Below are 21,362 nucleotides of genomic sequence, written 5' to 3'. Positions count from 1 at the left end.
TTGTTTGGATGGAACGCATCCATGGCATGGATAGGGCTAGAAAGCCGTCTCGATCAGCGCAATGGAACCCTGTGATTCTTGGGTAATGGATTAAGGTCGGCCAGAGCGCTCGCCGACCATGGCGTCGCCTAGGGCGCTGGACCCAAGCAGGAACCGATGCTTGGATCAGTTGGGGCGACGATCAGCGCCGACAATGTCTTGCCTTGCGACGCCCTTCAGAAAGTTGTTTCTGGAATTGCGTTCGATCAAGGCCCAGCGCAAAACCTTGATGCAGTCGTCGCCGCCGCAATCTTCGCCTTCGGCTTTGTCTACATCCATCCGTTCGAGGACGGAAACGGCCGCATTCACCGCTACCTGATCCACCACGTCCTAGCCATGCACCGCTTCAATCGCCGGGAGTGGTGTTTCCCGTCTCGGCCGCGATCCTGGACCAGATCGACGAGTACAGGCGCGTGCTGGAGAGCAATTCGACGCGCCTTCTGCCATTGGTCGAATGGGAACCGACGCCGCAATTCAACGTCCGGGTGCTGAATGACACCGGGGATTTCTACCGATACTTCGATGCAACCCCGCACGCCGAATTTCTTTATGCCTGCCTTCGGCGGACGATCGAACGGCACCTTCCTTACGAAACAGCTTTTCTGCAGCGCTACGATCAATTCCGGCAACAGGTGAATGCCTTATCGACACGCCCAAGCGGCTGATCGATCTGCTCTTCCGTTTCCTTAACCAGAATGGTGGCCCCTATCGAGCCGCGCCTTCGGAAAGGAATTCCCGGCTCTGACCAATGACGAAGCGCGGGCGGCTCGAGGCGATCTATGCGCAGACCAGAAAACGGCAAAGCACGCGGCAGAAGCCTTTCCCTGGGACTGCCGGTCGACCCTTGCGTTAGCGCCGAAACTCGGGACGTCAAGTTCTGGGGCAAACCGGACAAGCCGAAGGTGTGTCGGGAATGCTGCTGCGCCACGGCAGTGATTTCTGCATTATCTATACGCCTATATACGCAGTGCCGGCGTCAGCACCCCAGCGGTCGAAGATACGCGACAAGTCGCGTGCAAGTCATCTTGGGGACGCTGACAACAAGGTACGTGCGCTCAATCGCGTCCACCCTTCACAAAACCGGCTCCGTGGAGTAGTGGGAACGCAGAGAAATCTCCGGTCGCAGCCTTACCCGGTCAAAACAAGGATTCAAACCATGAATGCCCTCGTCATCTGCTCCGGCGGATTGGACTCTGTTTCGCTCGCTCACAAGGTGGCGACCGAGCAGAAACTCATTGGCCTGCTTTCGTTCGATTACGGCCAGAGGCACAAAAAGGAACTCGGCTTTGCCGCTATCTGCGCCAAGCGGCTGGCTGTTCCGCACCAGATCGTCGATATCCGCGATGTTGGCCGGAACCTGAGCGGCTCGGCGCTGACTGATAATGTGGACGTGCCCGACGGGCACTATGCCGAAGACTCCATGAGGATCACGGTGGTGCCGAATAGGAACGCCATCATGCTGGCCATCGCCTTCGGGGTTGGCGCCGCGAAGAAGGCCGATGCGGTGGCCACTGCCGTCCACGGCGGAGATCATTTCATCTATCCCGATTGCCGGCCCGCTTTTATCGACGCCTTTCAGACGATGCAGAACCATGCCCTCGCAGGCTACGCCGATATCCGCCTGTACGCTCCGTATGTGAATATGTCGAAGGCCGACATCGTCAGCGAGGGGGCAAAGTACGCCACACCGTTCGAGGCGACGTGGTCCTGCTACAAGGGCGGTGCACGTCATTGCGGTCGCTGCGGGACATGCGTCGAACGGCGCGAAGCATTCGATCTGGCCGGCATCACCGACCCGACAGATTATGAGGACGCAGACTTCTGGCTCCACGCTATCCAGACAAGGAGCGCGTGATGTTCCGCATTACCAAAGAGTTCCACTTCTCGGCCTCGCATCAGCTCACCTCCTTGCCACCAGATCATCAGTGCGCACGTCTGCACGGCCACAACTACATCGTCGTAGTGGAGCTTTCAGGTGGCGAACTGGACGAACACGGCTTTGTGCGCGACTACCAAGATCTGGCGGCGTTCAAGCACTACATCGATGGGACGTTCGACCATCGGCATCTTAACGACGTGCTGGGGCATGACCATGCCACAGCGGAATGTCTGGCCAGGCACTTCTACGACTGGTGCAAGGTGCGGCTACCCGAAACCTCCGCCGTGCGGGTGAGCGAGACGCCGAAAACCTGGGCGGAATACCGACCATGACTTGCGCGTTGCATCCCGGAATCCGGGTGAGCGAGATTTTTGGGCCGACCATTCAGGGCGAAGGCGTGCTGATCGGCTTGCCGACGGTGTTCGTAAGAACCGGCGGGTGCGATTATCGCTGTTCCTGGTGCGACAGCCTGCATGCGGTGGACCGTCGCTTCCGCCATGATTGGGAGATGATGTCTTCCGACGCGGTTTGGCAAAAGGTCACTGCGCTTTCCGGCGGTCAGCCCGTGATGGTGTCGCTGTCGGGCGGCAATCCGGCCATCCAGCCGCTTGGCCCGCTGATCGACCGCGGGCATGGTGAGGGTTACCGCTTTGCATTGGAAACCCAAGGCTCGGTGCCTAAGCAATGGTTCGCGGATCTCGACGTGCTGGTGCTCAGCCCCAAGCCGCCCTCAAGCGAAATGACGACAGATTGGGCCGCGTTCGACACCTGCGTCGAGGCGGCGCAGGATAAGCCGCGGATGGCGCTCAAGCTCGTCGTCTTCGACGATGATGACTATGCCTATGCCAAGGACGCCGCGGCGCGCTACCCGCAATTGCCCGTCTATCTGCAGCCCGGCAATCACACGCCGCCGCGTCCCGGCAACGAAGACGGGTTCATCGACATGGCCGGTGTGATGAGGCGCATGGAATGGCTGGTTGAAAAAGTGACCCGTGACAGGTGGTTCGAGGCGCGTGTACTGCCGCAGCTTCATGTTCTGCTCTGGGGAAACAAACGGGGCGTCTAGCCGAAGGGGAAGGATTGCCGACGACGAGCAAGACAGACCTCTATAGCAATCTCGCCCAACTGGGCGGCAGCAGCGTCGTTCCGGAAAGCCCCGAAAACACCGTGCTGGAAAAGGCACCGAAATCCGCATGAGGGCTCGCCTTATTGGGGGCGCTTCACCGCTCCTCTGGAGCGTGACTTGCTCTCGATACTACCATGCTTTTCCGCTGGGTTTGTTTGGTTGCCGATCACCGCTGCGGGACGAATGCGCTTGACAAAATAGCGACGGGCCGTTCAATTCGATGCATTCACCAGGGGAGTCCCGGCAAGGGGCTGAGATACTGCTGGCTTTCGCGGCGCAGTGACCCGTTGAACCTGATCCAGTTCATACTGGCGTAGGGACGGTGCAAGCGCTTTGCGGGAGTTTACGCCCGAGGTCCTGTTTCGGCAGGCCGACCAAAGCGTCTTTTCATCCTTCCGGCACAGAACTGGGTCTCCAATGCATGAGCAAAGGAGCCTCACGATGAATGCCCTCACCCCCGCCGTGTCGACGGGACCACTGCCCGCCTCGCGGAAAATCCACAAATCCGGCGTCCTCCACCCGCAGATCAGGGTGCCGATGCGCGAAATCTCCGTTCATCCAACGGCCGGCGAGCCGCCCGTCATCGTCTACGATCCGTCAGGCCCCTATACCGACCCGACAGTCGAAACCAGCATTGAAAAGGGCCTCGCCCGGCTTCGCCATGAATGGATTACCGCGCGCGGCGATGTCGAAGCCTATGACGGCCGCCATGTCCGGCCGGAAGACAATGGATTCGCGGTGGGTGAGCGCCTGACGCCGGAATTTCCCATTCGCAACCGGCCGCTCAAGGCCAAGCAGGGCAAGGCGGTGACCCAGCTTGCCTATGCGCGCGCCGGCATCATCACGCCCGAAATGGAGTTCGTCGCCATCCGCGAGAACCTCGGCCGCGAGGTCCTGCGTGGCAAACTTGAGCGCGACGGCGAGGCCTTCGGCGCCGAGATCCCCGACTTCGTCACACCGGAATTCGTGCGCGACGAGGTGGCGCGCGGGCGGGCGATCATTCCCGCCAACATCAACCACCCGGAGAGCGAACCGATGGTCATCGGCCGCAATTTCCTGGTGAAGATCAACGCCAATATCGGAAACTCGGCGGTCACCTCCTCGATGGCCGAGGAAGTGGAAAAAATGGTCTGGGCGATCCGCTGGGGCGCCGACACGGTGATGGACCTGTCGACCGGCCGCAACATCCACAACATCCGCGACTGGATCGTGCGCAATGCACCGGTGCCGATCGGCACGGTGCCGCTCTATCAGGCGCTCGAAAAGGTCAACGGCATTGCCGAGGATCTGAGCTGGGAGGTCTACCGAGACACGCTGATCGAACAGGCCGAACAGGGCGTCGACTATTTTACCATCCATGCCGGCGTGCGACTGCACTACATCCCGCTGACCGTTGACCGGGTCACGGGTATCGTCTCGCGCGGCGGCTCGATCATGGCCAAATGGTGCCTGCACCATCACCGGGAAAGCTTCCTTTACGAGCATTTCGCGGAAGTCTGTGATATCTGCCGCGCCTATGACGTGTCCTTTTCGCTCGGCGACGGCCTTCGTCCGGGCTCCATCGCCGACGCCAACGACGCTGCGCAATTCGCCGAGCTGGAAACCCTCGGCGAGCTGACAAAGATCGCCTGGGCGAAGGATTGCCAGGTGATGATCGAGGGGCCTGGTCACGTGCCGATGCATAAGATCAAGGCGAACATGGACAAGCAGCTCGCCGTCTGCGGCGAGGCCCCGTTCTATACGCTAGGACCGCTGACGACCGACATCGCGCCGGGTTACGACCACATCACCTCAGGTATCGGTGCTGCCATGATCGGCTGGTTCGGCACCGCCATGCTCTGCTACGTCACACCGAAGGAGCATCTCGGCCTTCCCGATCGCAACGACGTCAAGATTGGCGTGATCACCTACAAGATAGCCGCACACGCCGCCGACCTGGCGAAGGGGCATCCGGCGGTGAAAGTCAGGGATGACGCCCTTTCCCGCGCGCGCTTCGAGTTCCGCTGGGAGGACCAGTTCAACCTGTCGCTCGATCCCGAAACAGCGCGGTCCTTCCACGACCAGACCTTGCCCAAGGAAGCGCACAAGGTGGCGCATTTCTGCTCGATGTGCGGGCCGAAATTCTGCTCGATGCGGATTTCCCACGACATTCGTGCCGAAGCGCAGAAGGAGGGCATGGCGGCGATGGCGGCGAAATACCGCGAGGGCGGCGATCTCTACGTGCCGGCGGACGAGACCGGCACACCGCTGGTGCCGGAGGCGCATGAGCGGTCATGAGGGTGCTGGTCAAAGGGGCCGGCGTCGCCGGCCTCACCGTCGCCTTCGAACTCGCCACGCGCGGCGCGGCGGTGACAGTTGCTGAGACAAGACATGGCCTCGGCGGCAATGCGTCGTGGTTCGCCGGCGGCATGCTGGCGCCATGGTGCGAGCGCGAAAGCGCCGAGCAACCGGTGCTGGATCTCGGAAGCGATGCCGCCGACTGGTGGGAGGCGGCAACGCCCGGGCAGGTGACGCGGGCCGGAACACTGGTCGTGGCCGCGCCGCGCGATGCGGGCGAACTCGACCGGTTCGCCAGCCGCACGTCTGGTCATCGGCGCGTCGATGAGGATGAAATCGCGTTGCTCGAGCCCGACCTCGCCGGCCGCTTCCGCCGCGGACTGCTCTTCTCCGACGAAGCCCATCTCGACCCGCGCCAGGCGATGGCGGCACTTCATGACAGGCTGGCGGCGATGGGAGTCGAATTCCACTTCTGCGCCGATGCCCCGGCTGTTTCCGGGTTCGGTCGTCAAATCGACTGCACGGGAATGTCCGCCGTCGATGGAAGGCTGCGTGGCGTTCGCGGCGAGATGCTGATCCTGCGCACGCCGGACATTTCGCTGTCGCGCCCGGTCCGCCTGCTTCATCCGCGCTTTCCGCTCTATATGGTGCCACGCACCGACCACCGTTTCATGATCGGTGCGACGATGATCGAGAGCCAGTCCACTGGACCTGTCACGGCTCGTTCGACGATGGAGCTTTTGGGCGCGGCCTATGCCCTCCATCCGGCCTTTGGCGAGGCCGAGATCGTTGAAACCGGTGTCGGCGTTCGTCCGGCCTTTCCCGACAACCTGCCCCGCGTCGAAGCGAGCGGAGACACCGTCGCGATCAATGGGCTCTATCGTCACGGTTTTCTCCTCGCCCCCGCCATGGCGCGCCAAGCTGCCGACCTGTTTTTTCAGTCAAGACCGAACCAAGGAACCTACTCATGAAACTGTTGGTCAACGGCAAAGCGCATGAGGTTGCCGCCACCACCCTGGCCGAGCTGCTTGCCGCGCTCGACTATGAGGGCGATTGGCTGGCGACCGCCGTCAACAGCGACCTCGTGCACAAAGCCAGCCGGGCGGAATTCCGGTTGAGCGACGGCGATCGGATCGAAATCCTCTCACCCATGCAGGGAGGCTAGACCATGTTCGAGCTTTATGGAACCGAGCTTCCGTCGCGTCTGCTTCTCGGCACCGCTCAATATCCTTCGCCGACCATCCTTGCCGATGCGGTCAAGGCATCGGGCACGTCGGTGGTGACCGTCTCGCTGCGCCGTGAGATGGCAGGTGGCAGGGCCGGCGAGAAATTCTGGTCGTTGATCCGCTCGCTGGGCGTCAGAATCCTGCCCAATACTGCTGGCTGTCATTCCGTCAAGGAAGCGGTGACCACTGCGAAAATGGCGCGCGACGTCTTCGGCACGAGCTGGATCAAGCTCGAAGTGATCGGCAACCACGACACGCTGCAACCGGACGTGTTCGGCCTCGTCGAAGCCGCCCGCATCCTGTGCGAGGACGGTTTTGATGTATTCCCCTATACCACCGACGACCTTGTCGTCGCCGAGCGGCTGCTGGAGGGGGGCTGCAAGGTCTTGATGCCGTGGTGCGCACCGATCGGTTCCGCCCTCGGGCCGGTCAACGTGATGGCACTGCGTTCGATGCGCGGCCATCTCCCTGGCGTCCCGCTGATCGTGGATGCGGGGCTCGGACGGCCGTCGCACGCGGCCACCGTCATGGAACTCGGCTTTGACGCCGTGCTCCTGAATACGGCGGTCGCCAAGGCGGCCGATCCGGTCGGCATGGCCCGTGCGTTCGGCAAGGCGGTCGCCGCCGGTCGCGAAGCCTTCATTTCGGGAATGCTTGAACCGCGTGACGTCGCCGTGCCATCGACACCGACATTCGGCAGGGCAGTTTTTTCATGAAGCTCGATCCCTTCTATCTGATCGTCGAAAGTGCAGCCTGGATCGATCGGCTGGTGCCGCTCGGCGTCAAGCTGGTGCAGCTTCGCATCAAGACCATGGGCGAAGCCGGATTGCGCGCTGAGATCCGCACAGCGAAGGCCTTGTGCGCTCGATACGGGTGCCAGCTCATCATCAATGATTACTGGCAACTGGCCATCGAGGAAGGCTGCGACTTCGTTCATCTCGGTCAGGAGGATATGCAAACCGCCGACCGTTCGCGGATTCGGCTAGCCGGCGTGAGGCTCGGACTGAGCACGCATGATGGTGTCGAACTGGACACGGCGATGGCCGCCGAGCCTGACTATATCGCGCTTGGGCCCATCTACCCGACCATCCTGAAGACGATGAAATGGGCGCCGCAGGGGCTCGAACGGATCAGAGAGTGGAAGCATCGGGTAGCGCCAATCCCATTGGTCGCCATTGGCGGTCTCAACCCTGACAGGCTCGACGGAGTTTTCGCGGCTGACGCCGACAGCGCGGCGGTGGTCACCGACATCACGCTGAATGCCGATCCCGAAGGGCGCACACGAGAATGGATCGAAAAGACGGAGCGATGGCGCTGAGGCGAGAACCGCATGTGCTTGTCGTTGGCGGGTCGGACTCCAGCGGTGGAGCTGGAATTGCCCGCGATATAGAAACGGTTTCCGCCTTCGGGCTGCGCAGTTGTCTTGCCATCACCGCCGTGACAGTCCAGACGCACTCGGCTGTCGAGCACGTCAAGCTTGTGCCGTCGGAGCTTGTCGCCGCTCAGATGCGCGCCGCGTTCGCTGCCAACGCTGTCGCGGCCGTCAAGATAGGCATGATTGGGACATCGGCGGCTGTTGAGGCAGTCGGCGCTGTTTTGGTCAACCGCCAAGTGCCTGTGGTACTCGACCCGGTCCTGGCCTCTACCTCGGGACGCAATCTGCTGGCGGACGATGCCATTAATATGCTGCGCCACGATCTGATGCCGATCTGCCGGCTTGTAACGCCTAACCTGGTCGAGCTGGCTGCGTTTACCGGCTCGTCACCGGCCGCGGACGAAGAAGGGGCTTGTCGTCAGGCTGAAGAGCTATCGAGGACGGTGAGGACCGCCGTACTCGTCAAGGGCGGCCATGCACAAGGAACCCGTTGCGTCGACGTGCTTTTGCAGCCGAACCAACCTGCAGTTCGGTTCGAGGCGCCCCGCTTGCCGCGTGGGATGCGCGGAACGGGTTGCATGATGGCCAGCGCAGTCGCCGCCTCGCTTGCTCTTGGAGCGTCGCTGGAAGCGAGCGTGCGCCAAGCCAAGCAACATGTTTTCGATGCGCTTGCCGGATCGAAGGACATCGGGCCGATAAGCTGATCGGGCCGAACGTATCCAACGCTCCGATCAAGTCTGGCAGGCGATCGTGGGTCTACTTCTTAGGACATGAAGGCCCTATCCGAGGGGTGAAAATGCGGCATACACGGTCGCTTTCGCCCATGAACAACACGCCGCTTTGAGAAGGAGCCGCATGCCTCTGTGCCAACAGGTTGATGGGTCATCCGAAACCCGCACCTAGTCGTCGCTAGCGACCGCATGCCGCTTGGCACGTTGTTGGGTGAGCGAACGTTCGAACCTGGGTTAGCCAACTCGAGCCATAATTGCGGATTGAATCGCCGTTGCGGTATATAGGGAAGCATCTAACGACAGATTCCCAAACGCCGGTTGACAAAGGAGGTAGTTTGCACCTGCCGCTTCCAGCTGATCAAGAAGAGCTTGTCCCGCAGAAGCTGCCGTTCCTACTACACACAATTCCTTCTCGATTGCTGCATCGAAGGTCAGCGGCAGGTTTGGTGGAGTCGGCATGCCATTGAGATCATAAAGGAATTTAAAGCTCTTTAGCCACCGTTCGTAAGCAGATGCGGCGAGTGAACGTGCATCTGTTTCAGAACGCCCAATCACGACCATGCGGAGCAATCCAAGAAATGGCGTTTGGTCGTCCGCCTCACTGGTGTGCTCTCGACCGGCGCGGAAGGCATCAGTGATTCTTCGAACGGAAGAGGAAGGTCCCACGCACGCGATGTTCACGCCATTCGCAGCGGCCCAGACTGCCGATTCCGGTCGATTGGTGGCGATCCAAGTCGGCGGATGTGGACGCTGATGAGTTCTTAGCGTCAGCGGAACGCTGTTCAACTCAAAATGGCGACCTTGATAGGATAGCGTGCCGCCCTTCAGCGCATTGATAAGAATTTCGCTGGCTTCCGCATAGTGGTTTGGCGCCGCGTCCGAGCCAATCCCGAAGTAACCCAATTCGATCGGGAGCGAGCCGCGCCCTATCCCAAGTTCGAGCCTGCCACCGCTCAATTGGTCCAGCATACAGATCTCTTCGAACGCACGTAGCGGATGATAGAGGGCAAGCAGCATTACCAACGGGCCGACACGAAGGCGCCGGGTTCGCTGGGCTACGCTCGACAAGAACAGATTCGGTGAGGGACCTCTCCCATGTGGGGTACAATGGTGCTCTGCGAGATGATATGCATAGAACCCAAGGTGATCGCACGCCTCCGCTAACATCAGGCGATCTTCGTACTGTCGGGCGATATCGGGGCCGTCCTCGTCCAGATGATCGAAGATGCCGACAGCTAGGCCTGAAGGAAAGGCCTTATCCATGATATTGTCTCCATTTTTGACGCAACAAGTCCGGTTGCTTGCGTATTCCAAGCAATTTAAAGATTTCTCGCCGTGTAATCGCTCGGATTATTGCCTGCGAAATGCTAAAGCAGAGCCTTAGCAACCTAATGCGGGGGTGTTGACATATTCAATATTCTGATAATACGACTAGCGGCACGAAGAAATGCATCCATTTGCTCTTTTGTACCGATGCTGACGCGGATGTAATTTTCCAAACCTTTATCTGGAAAGACGGCAACAAGTATTTTTTGCCTTGCGAAGGCTGATTGCCACCATGAGCCGTCCTGTCCCGTTGGCACGCGGGCAAGCAAGAAGTTTGCGTGGGAAGGGATTACGGAAAATCCAAGTTGCGACAGCGCGAGCATCACTCGCCGTCGTTCATGCCTGATGTGTCTGTGGTTGTCTGCATAGGCGGCGCGGTGCGCAAGGACGCTGATACCAACCGCCTGCCCGATCACATTCATGTTGAAGACGTTCTGGATGTTGCGTAGCCTGCCGATAATTTCAGGGTGACCGAAACCGAAACCGACGCGAATGCCGGCGGCAGCATAGCTTTTCGAAAATGTCCTTAAGACCAGAAGGTTCGAATAGCGATTGATGAGGCGTAGACCATTCTCGGGTGCAAAGTCGACGTAGGCCTCATCCAGCACGATCAAGCGGTCCGATTTCGCTATCAGGCGTTCGATATCGGCCACCGGAACGAACGTTCCAGTCGGATTGTTCGGATTGGCTAGCAGAATGAACTTGGCGTCCTTTGCAGGACCGAAGAGCAATTGCTCCATCGGCAAGGAATGATCTTCGCTAAATTCGATTTCGACAAATTGAGCACCCTGCAACGTTGCAAGTTTGCGGTTGAACGAAAAGCCTGGCGACATCATCGCCACGCTATCCCCCGGGGTAAGGAATGCTCTGTAGACAAGTCCAAGCAGTTCAGACGATCCGTTGCCGGCGATCACCTGATCCATGGAGACGCTGTAGGCATTCGCGGCTGCTTCCCTCAAGCTGATGTTATCGTCTTCTGGATACAGATACTGCCGTTCGAGAGCTGCAATCGCACTTTGCATTATGATTGCCGGAAGCGGGAAGGGGTTCTCATTCGTGTTTAGTTTTACCCAACTTGAATCCGGCGCTGGTGTATCGGATGGCAGAGCATCTAACTGTCTCGCCACCTGCGAAAGAGACGACAGCACACTCTGAAGTTTTACATCGGACATGTTTTTCTCCGTTTCAGTCGCAGAGGGAATCCGGATGAACTGATGGTCTGGAGCACATGGCCGACCAACAGTGCATTCACACCGCCATTGTCAGCACATTGACCCCGCGAGGTCGGGCGGGCTGTCCTCCCGGGTCGGATTGGCCCGACGCTCAGTCCGCATCCACTCGTCATCGGGCCAAGGCTCCGCCAGCCACCAACGCTTGATTTGTCCCTGATATTTGCCTCGGTCAGCCTTTCAAGGACGCTTGATCTGATGCCGTATTTCCTCAGCGTGTATCCAATCTGGCGCGGCGTCAGTCCAAGGAGGCGCCGCCTTTGTCTGCACCGAGCCATCTCTTCACGGCCGCGATGACACGCTCGCGATTTGACATACTCGTACCTTTAAAGAGGCTGCGCTGGGAGGCGCCAGCGGTGCCTGGTCGCTGACGACGGACGGGACCGTAGCGGCGGCCCAAGGAGCAGCCTCAGTCGGCCGCGTGGCCGGCCTGTCTGGCATCATCGGCCCAGTTGCGGCACCTTGTTGCCCGGTCCGCTCTTCCACGGCGCCGCGAAAAAACACTGTCCGTGGCATTCTGCCGATTGACGCTCCCGCTGCCAGGAAGATGCGATGCAGCTTCACTGTCTGCCCAACCAGATTGGCGATTGTGGTGAGGAGGCGCAGGTCGTAATCGAGGAGGGAACTTGATTTGTTGTCCAAGATGCGGTCGATGGTCGGCGTGCCCACGACGTTCGCATCGACGCGAACGGGTACGCCGATGAACGAGACTTTCATGCTGTCGGACGCCCCGAGCACGTCCTTGTCGGCGGCGTTGAAAGCCGGGTCCACCGCTTGGTTGCGGATTTTGACTGGTCACGGGCAAGCGCGAAAAACGCCTTAGCCGTAAGTCGGGACGCTGCAACGTGGTCGAGTGCACAGCGGTGCGATGCCTTGCCATGGAGTTTCCTTTCATGAATCGCGACCGTCGACTGGCTTCTGCACGCCGCAACCGCACGTTGATTCACGAGACGGGAATGGGGCGGGAGAGTCAATCGAGCTTTCTTTCATTCGCGAAAGGAAACTCTGCGCTCATGATAGAATTCCATCAGTTTCATATAGCTCCGGTAGATGATATCGAACGGCAGAATGTCTGCCCCGGCGTCGCCGCGGTGCCGGTGCTGATGGCCCGGGCCATCAGCCTAATCAGCTCCTGGCAAAGCTGGGCGCAGTGGCGTGGCGACCGCCATCGCGACGATGCCATCTACGAGGGCCGACTGCGACTCCGGCGTGATTTCATTCACAATCGCGACAGCGTCTTGAGCTTTGCGCACCTCGCGGAGCTCCTGATGGCCCCCTGCCCCCGCCGACCATACAGAAGCCGACGAGCTCAGGTTGCCGTGCATGAGATCCAGCGTGGTCTCGTGTGTGATCTGCCGCTTCTCGAGGGTCACGAGCGTATCGAGCACCTCCAAACTCGGCGCGTTGTCACGGAAATAGGAGCGAAAGCCGATTTCGCGGAGCTCGTGCCCCTGCAAGCGGTGGCTGCCGACGAAGACCGCCCCTTGCCGGGCCGTTTTGCGACCGTGGAAAACATCCAAGCGGCGGCCCCCCGACCTCGTCCCGCCATAGGAGGAAACGGCACCGCGACCTTGATGCAGTGTCATGGATGGATGGGGCATTATTCGGGAACCGAACCAATCCACAGAAATATTTTGTTGGTATTTTTGTTGGTCCGCGCTCCTATTGCTCCATGCCGAGGCGATTGAAAACGAACTCAAATTTTCTCTACTTGGATTCCGCCTCGGATGAGGCGAAGGCATTCATGGCCATAGGCGAGAGTTTTGCCAAGCATGAGACCGTGAAGCATTCCAGCCACGAATATCTTCGCGACACGGTCCACGTCAATTAGGTGGAGGGTTTCAATTCCCGCGTGCGGCGGACGATCGCCGGCGTCTTTCACCATATCAGCCCGCAACATGCCGACCTGTATTTCCATGAAATCGGCTTCCGCTGGTCTCAGCGCGTCGTGTCTGGAAGCGCCATTCGGAAAACTCGGCATGGCCGGGAAATCATGCGAAGGCTCTGGTCACGGGTGCCGCCAGCGCTGCAACTGCCGACTGTCTTTTGCGCCGCCACGGGACGTCAGATGCGGCGAAGCCCCGATGGTGGCATCACTATCAAATCGGCCGTAGCTGTCTTTGGTTGATAAAGGCCGGGGTAAGGATGAATGAACGCAGCAATGTAGACAGGCTCGTTTTTGGAAGAGACCTCTAAGTCGAGGGCGAATACCTTGTCGCTAGTCTAGGAAGGGGTCTGCGCCGGCGCGCGACGGCGCCTGTCGGGCTTCTCCGCGGTCCTCTCCAATATCATGAGCAATGCGCCGGCCGTGCTGGCGCCCAGGCCCTTCATACCGGTCTGGAAACCCGGATGTGCCTGGCCTGATTGTCGCCATGAGTTCCACGCTGGTCGACAACTTTACGCTGCTCGGCTAGGTCGCCAGACTGATCTTCCCCGAGCAGGCGCAGATCGCTGGCACAGATCTCAGTTTTGGGCGTTTTCTTCAAGGCCGGACTGCCGCTGAAGCTGATCACGCTCCATAACGGTTCGGTTGCTATGCGCAAGGCCTCGGTCGTGCTCCTATATTCCACGGAGAATTACTCATGGCTGCTTACGCAACGTTTCTTAACACCGATTTTAATAGCGCAAAAGGATTTCCGACGTAATGCTGCAGTGCAACAGAACGGTCTTTGAGCGTGCCGTTTATGCACTGTCACCAGGAGATCCGAATGCTCGAACAGACCCCAGACAAACCGCACGAGCCTTTGGCGCAACAGACCCTTCCCGCTGAGAAGTTCCGCAAGTCGCGGTCGCTGCGATTAATGTTCGCGATCGTCCTCTTGGGCGGTAGCTCTTTTGCCATCTATGCCTACAGCAGCGCTCGCCCTTCGGACGCCGTCGCGCTCGCAACTGTCGCACCGGCGCCTCCCATTGTGGTCAAGGCAGCGCAGGCGCAACTTGGGAACGTTCCGATCTGGGCCACAGGGCTCGGAACCGTGCAACCCTTCAACAGCGTGACAGTCAAGCCTCGCGCCAATGGGCAGATCAACGATATCGTCTTCACTGAAGGCCAGATGGTGCATGCGCACGATGTGCTCGCCCGCCTGGACCCGAAACCCTTCCTTGGACCTCTGCATCAGGCCGAAGCGACGCTGGCCAAGGATCAGGCACAACTCACCAATGCTCAAGCTGATCTGCAACGCGTTTCGAGCCTTGCCCAGAAAGGCTTTGCCACGGGCCAGGTCCTCGATACGCAAAAGGCGCAGATCGCCCAGACGGAGGCGACGATTTTGGCGGACAAAGCCGCCATCGAGAACGCGCAGACCCAGATAGACTACACCACCATCACCTCGCCGATCGACGGCGTGGCGGGCATACGGATGATCGATGCGGGCAACATGATCACTTCGACCGATCTGGGGATTGTGACAATCAATCAGCTCGAGCCGATTTCGGTCGTGTTTACCGTGCCGGCGGACGCCGTCGCTGACTGGCCGGTCGGAACGCCAGCGTCCGCGATTTCCGTCACCGCCCTAGCGGCCAACGATAGCAGGATGCTCGACACGGGAACTTTGAGCCTCGTCGACAATCATATCGATCCCGCGACGGCTACCATCAAATTGAAGGCGACTTTCCCGAACAAGGACCATCAACTGAAGCCGGGGCAGTTCGTCAGTGCCCTGTTCCAGAGCGTGCTCCTGTCCGAGGCGACTTCGGTTCCATCAAGTGCCGTTCAGCAGTCGGCCAACGGCACTTACGTCTATCTGGTCAAGCCGGAGGACTCGACACTGGTCCAGCGCAAGGTGACGGTCAAACGCGTAGCCGGCGACGTCACCGTGATTGCTTCGGGCTTGAATGCCGGCGATACGGTCGTCACCGAGGGGCAATACAGCCTGAAGCCCGGGATGAAAGTGTCGACGCAGAGCGCCGGATCGCAGGACGCGGCAGGCGAAGCTTTGGGCCATCGAAGGGATCGAGTGTGAGCGTCTCCAACATATTCGTCCAGCGTCCAATTGCGACCGGGCTGCTGACGCTCGGCATCGTGCTCGTGGGCATGGTTGCGTACATGCTTCTGCCGATCTCGTCGCTGCCTCAGGTCGATTTTCCGACCATCGCTGTAGAGTCCACGTTGCCCGGCGCCAACGCGGAAACGATGGCGAGCACGGTAGCGAGCCCGCTCGAACAGCAATTCTCGACCATACCCGGCCTAGCCCAGATGACGTCGACGAGTACGCTCGGCAAAACCGACATGACGCTGCAGTTCGATCTCAGCCGCAATATCGACAGCGCGGCCCAGGACGTTCAGGCGGCGATCAACGCGGCGAGCGGCTCATTGCCAAAGGCAATGCAAAGTCCGCCCACCTACCACAAGGTCAATCCGGCACTGTTCACCGTGATCTCCATCGTGCTGCAGTCGGACACGATCCCCCTCCCGCTGGTCATGGATGCGGCGTCTAATATGGTTGCCCAGACCTTGTCCCAGATTCCGGGAGCCGGCTTCGTGGACATGCCCGGTTCTTCGAAATCGGCCATCCGAATCCAGCTCGATCCCATGAAGCTGGCCAGCCTCGGGATGAGCCTCGAAGACGTTCGGTCCGCGCTGGTAGTGGGGACGACCAACGGACCCAAGGGCACTCTCGAAGGCGCGCAGCGCTCGGTCACGCTTGACGCCAATAACCAACTCCTCACCTCGGCGGACGCGAGCGCGGCAATCATCGCCTACCGCAACGGATCTCCGATAAGGATCAGCGATATCGGACGCGCGATCGACAGCGTCGAAAACACGACGTTGGGTGCATGGTACAATAATCGGAAGGCTGTCCTCATAGACGTTCATCTGCAGTCGGGCGCTAACGCGGTTGACGTCGTGAATGGCGTCAAGGCCGCCCTGCCAGGACTGCGGTTGCGCCTCCCTCCCTCCGTCCAGATCATGACGGCGGGTGACTCTACGGTTGCCGTTCGCGCAGCCGTGGCCGACGTCCAGTTCACACTCATGATTACGATCGGGTTGGTTGTCCTCACGATCTTCCTATTCCTCAAGAGCATGAGCGCGACCATCATTCCGGCCGTCACGATTCCCGTTTCCCTGATCGGCACATTTGGCGTGATGTATTTGTTGGGTTACTCGCTGGACAACATTTCGCTGATGGGACTCACGATCGCCGTAGGGTTTGTCGTCGACGATGCGATCGTCGTGATCGAGAACATCGTCCGGCACATCGAGGGCGGCGAATCCCCTCTTGAGGCCACCTTGAAGGGGGCGAGCGAGATCGGCTTTACGGTCGTTTCCATGACCGCATCGCTGATCGCGGTCTTTATCCCGCTGCTTCTGATGAGCAGCATGGTCGGCCGGCTGTTCCGGGAGTTCTCCGTCACCATAGCGGTAGCGCTCATCATTTCGGCGCTCGTTTCGCTCACCCTTACGCCTATGATGTGCGCCCTGATGATCAAAGGCCATGGTCACGAAGCCAAGCCCAACCGCTTATCCAGCCTGCTCGAGCGCGGCTTCGACTTCATCCAGCGGGGTTATAGCCGTTCGCTCCGCGTCGTGGTCGGACATCCAAGGCTTGTTCTCCTCTGCTTTTTCGCAACGCTGGCTGTAACGGCGGAGTTGTTCCTAGCGATCCCGAAGGGCTTCTTCCCACAACAGGACCTCGGGCTGATTTCCGGGTCCACGCAGGCCGCGCAGGATATCTCCTTCCAAGCGATGGCAGCCAAGCAGCAGGCCGTTGTCGATCTCATCCTGAAAGATCCGGCGGTCGACACGGTCCGGTCCACCCTCGGCGGCTCCGGGCGCATGAACTCCGGCAACTTGCAGATCGTCCTCAAGCCGCTGTCGGAACGATCCGTGTCCGCGGATCAGGTGATTGCACGCCTCCGCAAGGAAACGGCCGGTGTGTCCGGCGTCAGCGTGGGCATGCAGGCTGTACAGGGCATCAACGTGGGCGCACGCGGCTCCCAGACGCAGTTCCAGTACACCTTGCAGGACCCCAACCTGCCCGAACTGTACAGATGGGCCGACACGATGACCGCCGAATTGCGCAAGCTTCCTCAGGTCCGAGACGTTGCGAATGACCTGCAAGCCGCGGCGCCGCATGCCAGCATCGCTGTCGACAGGGACACGGCATCACGCCTCGGCATCACGCCGCAGGCGATCGACGACACACTCTACGACGCATTCGGTCAGCGGCAGGTCACGACGATCTTCACCCAAGCCGACCAGCACAAAATCGTCATGGAGATCGATCCGAAATACCGAGTCGATGCAGGCGCGCTTGATGCGATCTATGTCGGAAGCAATTCGGGCAAGCAGGTTCCGCTCAGCGCTTTCGCCAAGGTCAGTAGCTCCGTGGCGCCGCTGACGATCAACCATCAGGGCTTGTTCCCTTCCGTAACGCTGAGTTTCAATCTCGCGCCCAACGTGGCCCTCGGGGACGCGGTTACGGCGGTCGAAGCCATGCAGGCACGGATTCGCATGTCCGCGACGGTGCAGACCGGGTTCCAGGGCACCGCACAGGCCTTCCAGGCCTCGCTCAGCACGCAGCCGATGCTAATCGTGGCAGCCCTGATCGCCGTGTACATCGTTCTCGGCATGCTTTACGAGAGCGTGATCCACCCGATAACCATTCTGTCGACCTTGCCTTCAGCGGGAGTGGGCGCCCTCGCGACGCTTATGCTTGTTGGTGGTCAGCTTGATGTCATGGGGCTTGTCGGCATCATCCTGCTCATCGGCATCGTCAAGAAGAATGCGATTATGATGATCGACTTTGCATTGTCAGCCGAGCGGGACCGCGGCTTGCCGCCAAAGGAAGCCATTATCCAAGCCTGCATCTTGCGGTTCCGGCCCATCACAATGACCACGCTCTGTGCGCTGTTGGGCGCGCTGCCGCTCGCTTTAGGTACTGGCGTCGGTTCGGAACTCAGACGCCCGCTCGGCATCGCGATCGTGGGCGGACTCTGCGTGTCGCAGCTGCTGACGCTGTACACCACGCCGGTCATCTACCTCTACATGCAGCAGTTTGCAGGCTTGATGATGGGCGTCAAGTATCGGATCATCGGGCGTCGGCCCGCGCTCCCCGCAGTCCCGGCAGAATAGGTTGGGGAGCGGCCGTGCTTGGCCCGCTGACGCCCGCCGGGGTGCAGCAACAACGTGGCCAATGGGAGAGGACAACACGCTGTGATTAAGGTCCTGGTCGTCGAAGACGATGCAGATACGGCCGATGAGATCGTCGACGAATTCTGTGCGGCGGGGTTCGAAGTCGAGCGCGCCGCGACCGGGCCGGACGGGTTGACTAAAGCCAAAACCCAGGCCTTTGACGTGATCACGCTCGATCGCCTACTGCCTGGCCTAGACGGTCTGAGCCTTCTCGAAAACTTGCGCGGAGGCGGCGTGGATACGCCGGTTATGGTCCTCAGTGCACTGTCCAGTGTTGACGAGCGCATAAGAGGATTGCGGGCGGGCGGGGACGACTACCTCGTGAAACCGTTCTCGCTGGCTGAACTGCGGACGCGCATCGAGGTGCTGGCGCGCCGCACTCCCGATCAGCGAGCCACGGTCCTGCGGCTCGCCGACCTGGAACTTGACCTTTTGACCCGCACGGTACGACGCGGTACCCGCATCGTCGAACTCGTACCGCGCGAGATCACCCTGCTCGAATATCTGCTTCGGCATGCCGAGCAAGTCGTCACGCGAGGGATGCTTTTCGAGCATGTCTGGCACTATCGCTTCGATCCAGGAACGAACCTCGTCGACGTTCATATCGGCCGGTTGCGCCGTAAGATCGATCTGGCAGATGAGTTGCCGCTGATCCATACGATTCGTGGTCGGGGGTTTGTCCTTCGTGCACAGGACTAGGATCTTCCAAACGGCCAGCTTCCGCCGCACGATCGGCGCGGCGGGGATCCTTGCCCTCGCGCTTCTGCTGATGGCTGGGTTTTTCTACAGGGAGACAGTTGGCTATCTCACCAAACAGATCGACGATTCGCTGATCGGCGATGCGCGTTCTTTCGCACGGGATGATCCGGCATCCCTTCCAGCCCGCATCGAGAAAGCATTGGCTATCGACAAGCGGCAGGAAAAGGCCTTCGGCATCTTCTCAGCCGATCGCACGCGGCTCGCCGGTAACATCGCAATACTGCCATCAACATTGCCGGAGCTCGATATCCCGACAACTCTGGTGCTATCCCTGGACAACGGTGCGGAGAAGCGATCGGAGAGCGTACGCGGCGTCGCGACCATCCTCACCAATGGCAGCATACTTTTACTGGGGCGTGCAACGGCATCGCTGGACGAAATAAAAGAAATCGTCGCTAGGGCCATGGCGCTCGCAATCATCCCTGCGATCGCGCTTTCGTTGATCGGCGGGCTGGTGATGAGCCGGGCGATGTTACGGCGCGTCGAGGCTGTGCGCCGAGCCTGTAGTTCCATCATGGAGGGCCATTTCGACCGAAGATTGCCGGTTCATAAGCGCCAAGACGAATTCGACAAGCTGTCGGTGATCGTCAACACGATGCTGGACGAGATCGAGCGGCTCATAGCGGAAGTGAAAGGGGTCGGCGATTCCATTGCCCATGACCTCCGAACGCCGCTGACGCGCTTGCGCGCACGCCTTGAGCGCAGTTTGCGTGCAATTTCGGGTGATGCACCTGTCAAGGCTGCGATGCAGAAGTCCTTGGCGGACATCGACCAGCTGCTGGCGACGATCGCTGCCCTGATGCGGATTGCCGAGGTGGAGCAGAGCCGCCGCCGTGAGAATTTTTCACGTGTCGATCTCGGCGACATCGTGACCGCGTTGGCTGAATTCTATGGGCCGATCGCAGAAGAAGGCGGCCTCGATTTCGCAGTCGTTTGCCAGCCGGCGGTGCCGATAGACGCTGATGGCGACTTGCTGTTCGAGGCGTTAGCTAATCTCGTCGACAACGCAATAAAATTCACCCCGCCGGGCGGGCGGGTCGGGCTAGAGCTTGTTGGCACGCCGACAGCAGCGGTCGTGCGGGTTTGGGATACGGGACCCGGCATTCCCTTCGAGGAGCGGGGCAACGTGCTCCGGCGCTTCTATCGCCTCGACCGCAGCCGCCATGATCCGGGATATGGGCTCGGATTGAGCCTTGTCGCAGCCATAGCGCGGCTGCATCAATTTTCATTAAGCCTTCGCGATCACGAGGGCGGCGGACTGAGTGCTGAACTATCCTGTCCGGCGGCCAGAGTGAGTAATAGGCTTTGATAAAAAGGGCGATGTGATGGTGACGTCAAGTCCGGGCTTTTAGAGCCTCACTTTCGGCAGAGTCGGCGTAGTGCGGCCATGGACATCCCGGCGTCTCCTGGGACCGTGTTGACGTGAATTTCGGTCGGCACGAAGGGTGCGTTTACCATCCGCTTCATTGGGCTCTCGCACCACCAATGCGCATGCGACAATCGCGCCCTCCGCCAACGACGGCGCTCCCCAGCCGTAGGGAATCGCTCTGTTGTCTGAGGGGATCAAACGCGCTTTGACCTATTTCGGCTTTCCGTCCAACAGCCATGCGCGACACTCCACGCAGCAGGTCGTAACCAGCATAATATCACAGCGAATGGAACGCCAACGCGCAATTTTCCTTCCGAAAATCCTGGATCGACGCAGGCAGTAATCCCGTTCGCCGCCGCTATCCCCTTGTGCACTCGCCGAGCGTGTTTACTGTAATCGGTTCCAGGTCTGAGGAAGGCTATTGCACGAGGTGCCGGAACGCAGCCACCACATCCTCATAGACCTTGCGCTTGAACGGCACGATCAGGCCCGGCAGATCCTGCATAGGCCGCCATGCCCATCTGTCGAATTCGGCCGTATGCCCCCGCCAGGAGGTGGATTGATCTCGATTTCGCTGACATTACCATGGAAGCGGTAGGCGAACCATTTTTGCGTCTGGCCGCGATAACGTCCCTTCAGCGCCGATGAATTCGTCCGGCAAATCATAGTTAATCCAACCCGGCGCCTCGGCTAACAGCGAGACGCTGCGCGCAGCGGCTCCTCGCCCTTGTCGATGCCGCCTTGCGGCATCTGCCACAGTTGCGTTGCACCGGCATATTCATTGTCCTGTTCTGCATTGCGGCGCCCGACCAGACCAGGCCGTCGATACTGAGGATCATCAACCCGACACAGGGACGATAAGGCAGCGTATCGCGATCGACGCGAAGGGAC

Annotated in this window: 15 protein-coding genes, 5 pseudogenes and 1 riboswitch; of the genes and pseudogenes, 15 read left to right on the top strand and 5 right to left on the bottom strand. The window is 60.0% G+C overall.

Annotated features, from left to right (window positions below; genetic code table 11):
- Nucleotides 1–213: 213 nt before the first annotated feature.
- The 10 genes and pseudogenes from JG747_RS33135 to JG747_RS33090 all read left to right on the top strand — a co-directional run.
- Nucleotides 214–892: pseudogene (locus JG747_RS33135) on the top strand (Fic family protein); the annotation flags it as partial.
- 303 nt (nt 893–1,195) lie between these two features.
- Nucleotides 1,196–1,894, top strand: a complete 699-nt coding sequence (queC, locus tag JG747_RS33130) for a 7-cyano-7-deazaguanine synthase QueC (RefSeq protein ID WP_199201468.1) — start codon at nt 1,196–1,198, stop codon at nt 1,892–1,894.
- Nucleotides 1,894–2,250: a 6-carboxytetrahydropterin synthase QueD gene (gene queD, locus JG747_RS33125; RefSeq protein ID WP_044548957.1), complete on the top strand. Its 357-nt coding sequence runs from the start codon at nt 1,894–1,896 to the stop codon at nt 2,248–2,250. The genes queC and queD overlap by 1 nt, the downstream gene beginning before the upstream one ends.
- Nucleotides 2,247–2,984 (top strand): 7-carboxy-7-deazaguanine synthase QueE, encoded by a 738-nt coding sequence (gene queE / locus JG747_RS33120; protein ID WP_199201467.1) that lies wholly within the window; start codon nt 2,247–2,249, stop codon nt 2,982–2,984. The genes queD and queE overlap by 4 nt, the downstream gene beginning before the upstream one ends.
- A 281-nt stretch (nt 2,985–3,265) precedes the next feature.
- Nucleotides 3,266–3,382: riboswitch (TPP riboswitch) on the top strand.
- Nucleotides 3,383–3,485: 103 nt separating this feature from the next.
- Complete coding sequence (gene thiC, locus JG747_RS33115) at nt 3,486–5,321, top strand: phosphomethylpyrimidine synthase ThiC (RefSeq protein WP_199201466.1); 1,836 nt, start codon at nt 3,486–3,488, stop codon at nt 5,319–5,321.
- The gene (gene thiO / locus JG747_RS33110; protein ID WP_199201465.1) at nt 5,318–6,292 is read left to right on the top strand and encodes a glycine oxidase ThiO; all 975 of its coding nucleotides are present in this window, start codon (nt 5,318–5,320) and stop codon (nt 6,290–6,292) included. Before thiC ends, thiO begins: the two co-directional genes overlap by 4 nt.
- On the top strand, nt 6,289–6,486 hold the full coding sequence (thiS, locus tag JG747_RS33105; protein ID WP_010913513.1) for a sulfur carrier protein ThiS: 198 nt from the start codon (nt 6,289–6,291) through the stop codon (nt 6,484–6,486). Before thiO ends, thiS begins: the two co-directional genes overlap by 4 nt.
- Nucleotides 6,487–6,489: 3 nt before the next feature.
- The gene (locus JG747_RS33100; protein WP_199201464.1) at nt 6,490–7,263 is read left to right on the top strand and encodes a thiazole synthase; all 774 of its coding nucleotides are present in this window, start codon (nt 6,490–6,492) and stop codon (nt 7,261–7,263) included.
- Entirely contained in the window at nt 7,260–7,865 is a 606-nt protein-coding gene (locus JG747_RS33095) for a thiamine phosphate synthase (RefSeq protein WP_199201463.1), read from the top strand. Before JG747_RS33100 ends, JG747_RS33095 begins: the two co-directional genes overlap by 4 nt.
- On the top strand, nt 7,856–8,626 hold the full coding sequence (locus JG747_RS33090) for a hydroxymethylpyrimidine/phosphomethylpyrimidine kinase (RefSeq protein ID WP_199201568.1): 771 nt from the start codon (nt 7,856–7,858) through the stop codon (nt 8,624–8,626). Before JG747_RS33095 ends, JG747_RS33090 begins: the two co-directional genes overlap by 10 nt.
- Nucleotides 8,627–8,887: 261 nt before the next feature.
- Here the strand turns inward: JG747_RS33090 and JG747_RS33085 are convergent, their stop codons facing one another.
- The 4 genes and pseudogenes from JG747_RS33085 to JG747_RS33070 form a co-directional block, all read right to left on the bottom strand.
- On the bottom strand, nt 8,888–9,916 hold the full coding sequence (locus tag JG747_RS33085) for an LLM class flavin-dependent oxidoreductase (protein WP_199201462.1): 1,029 nt from the start codon (nt 9,914–9,916) through the stop codon (nt 8,888–8,890).
- Between the two features lie 125 nt (nt 9,917–10,041).
- Nucleotides 10,042–11,151 (bottom strand): histidinol-phosphate transaminase, encoded by a 1,110-nt coding sequence (gene hisC / locus JG747_RS33080; RefSeq protein ID WP_199201461.1) that lies wholly within the window; start codon nt 11,149–11,151, stop codon nt 10,042–10,044.
- Nucleotides 11,152–11,751: 600 nt separating this feature from the next.
- A pseudogene (locus JG747_RS33075) lies at nt 11,752–11,994 on the bottom strand (GAF domain-containing protein); the annotation flags it as partial.
- A 247-nt stretch (nt 11,995–12,241) separates the two neighbouring features.
- Nucleotides 12,242–12,733, bottom strand: a pseudogene (locus JG747_RS33070) (LacI family transcriptional regulator); the annotation flags it as partial.
- Nucleotides 12,734–12,931: 198 nt separating this feature from the next.
- Between JG747_RS33070 and JG747_RS33065 the strand changes: the two are divergent.
- From JG747_RS33065 to JG747_RS33045, 5 genes and pseudogenes are all read left to right on the top strand, one after another.
- Nucleotides 12,932–13,336, top strand: a pseudogene (locus tag JG747_RS33065) (transposase); the annotation flags it as partial.
- Between the two features lie 580 nt (nt 13,337–13,916).
- Nucleotides 13,917–15,170: an efflux RND transporter periplasmic adaptor subunit gene (locus JG747_RS33060; protein ID WP_199201459.1), complete on the top strand. Its 1,254-nt coding sequence runs from the start codon at nt 13,917–13,919 to the stop codon at nt 15,168–15,170.
- Nucleotides 15,167–18,283: an efflux RND transporter permease subunit gene (locus JG747_RS33055; protein ID WP_199201458.1), complete on the top strand. Its 3,117-nt coding sequence runs from the start codon at nt 15,167–15,169 to the stop codon at nt 18,281–18,283. Before JG747_RS33060 ends, JG747_RS33055 begins: the two co-directional genes overlap by 4 nt.
- An 81-nt stretch (nt 18,284–18,364) precedes the next feature.
- Nucleotides 18,365–19,042: a response regulator transcription factor gene (locus tag JG747_RS33050; protein ID WP_010913501.1), complete on the top strand. Its 678-nt coding sequence runs from the start codon at nt 18,365–18,367 to the stop codon at nt 19,040–19,042.
- Nucleotides 19,029–20,411 (top strand): sensor histidine kinase, encoded by a 1,383-nt coding sequence (locus tag JG747_RS33045; RefSeq protein ID WP_244748510.1) that lies wholly within the window; start codon nt 19,029–19,031, stop codon nt 20,409–20,411. The genes JG747_RS33050 and JG747_RS33045 overlap by 14 nt, the downstream gene beginning before the upstream one ends.
- Before the next feature lie 478 nt (nt 20,412–20,889).
- On the opposite strand, the pseudogene JG747_RS33040 reads toward JG747_RS33045, so the two are convergent.
- Nucleotides 20,890–21,310, bottom strand: a pseudogene (locus tag JG747_RS33040) (RNA pyrophosphohydrolase).
- Nucleotides 21,311–21,362: the final 52 nt, after the last annotated feature.

It is taken from the genome of Mesorhizobium sp. 131-3-5 (genome assembly GCF_016756575.1).
In the GTDB taxonomy this organism is placed as follows: Bacteria; Pseudomonadota; Alphaproteobacteria; order Rhizobiales; family Rhizobiaceae; genus Mesorhizobium; species Mesorhizobium jarvisii.
This window is presented reverse-complemented; position numbering and strand designations above follow the sequence as displayed.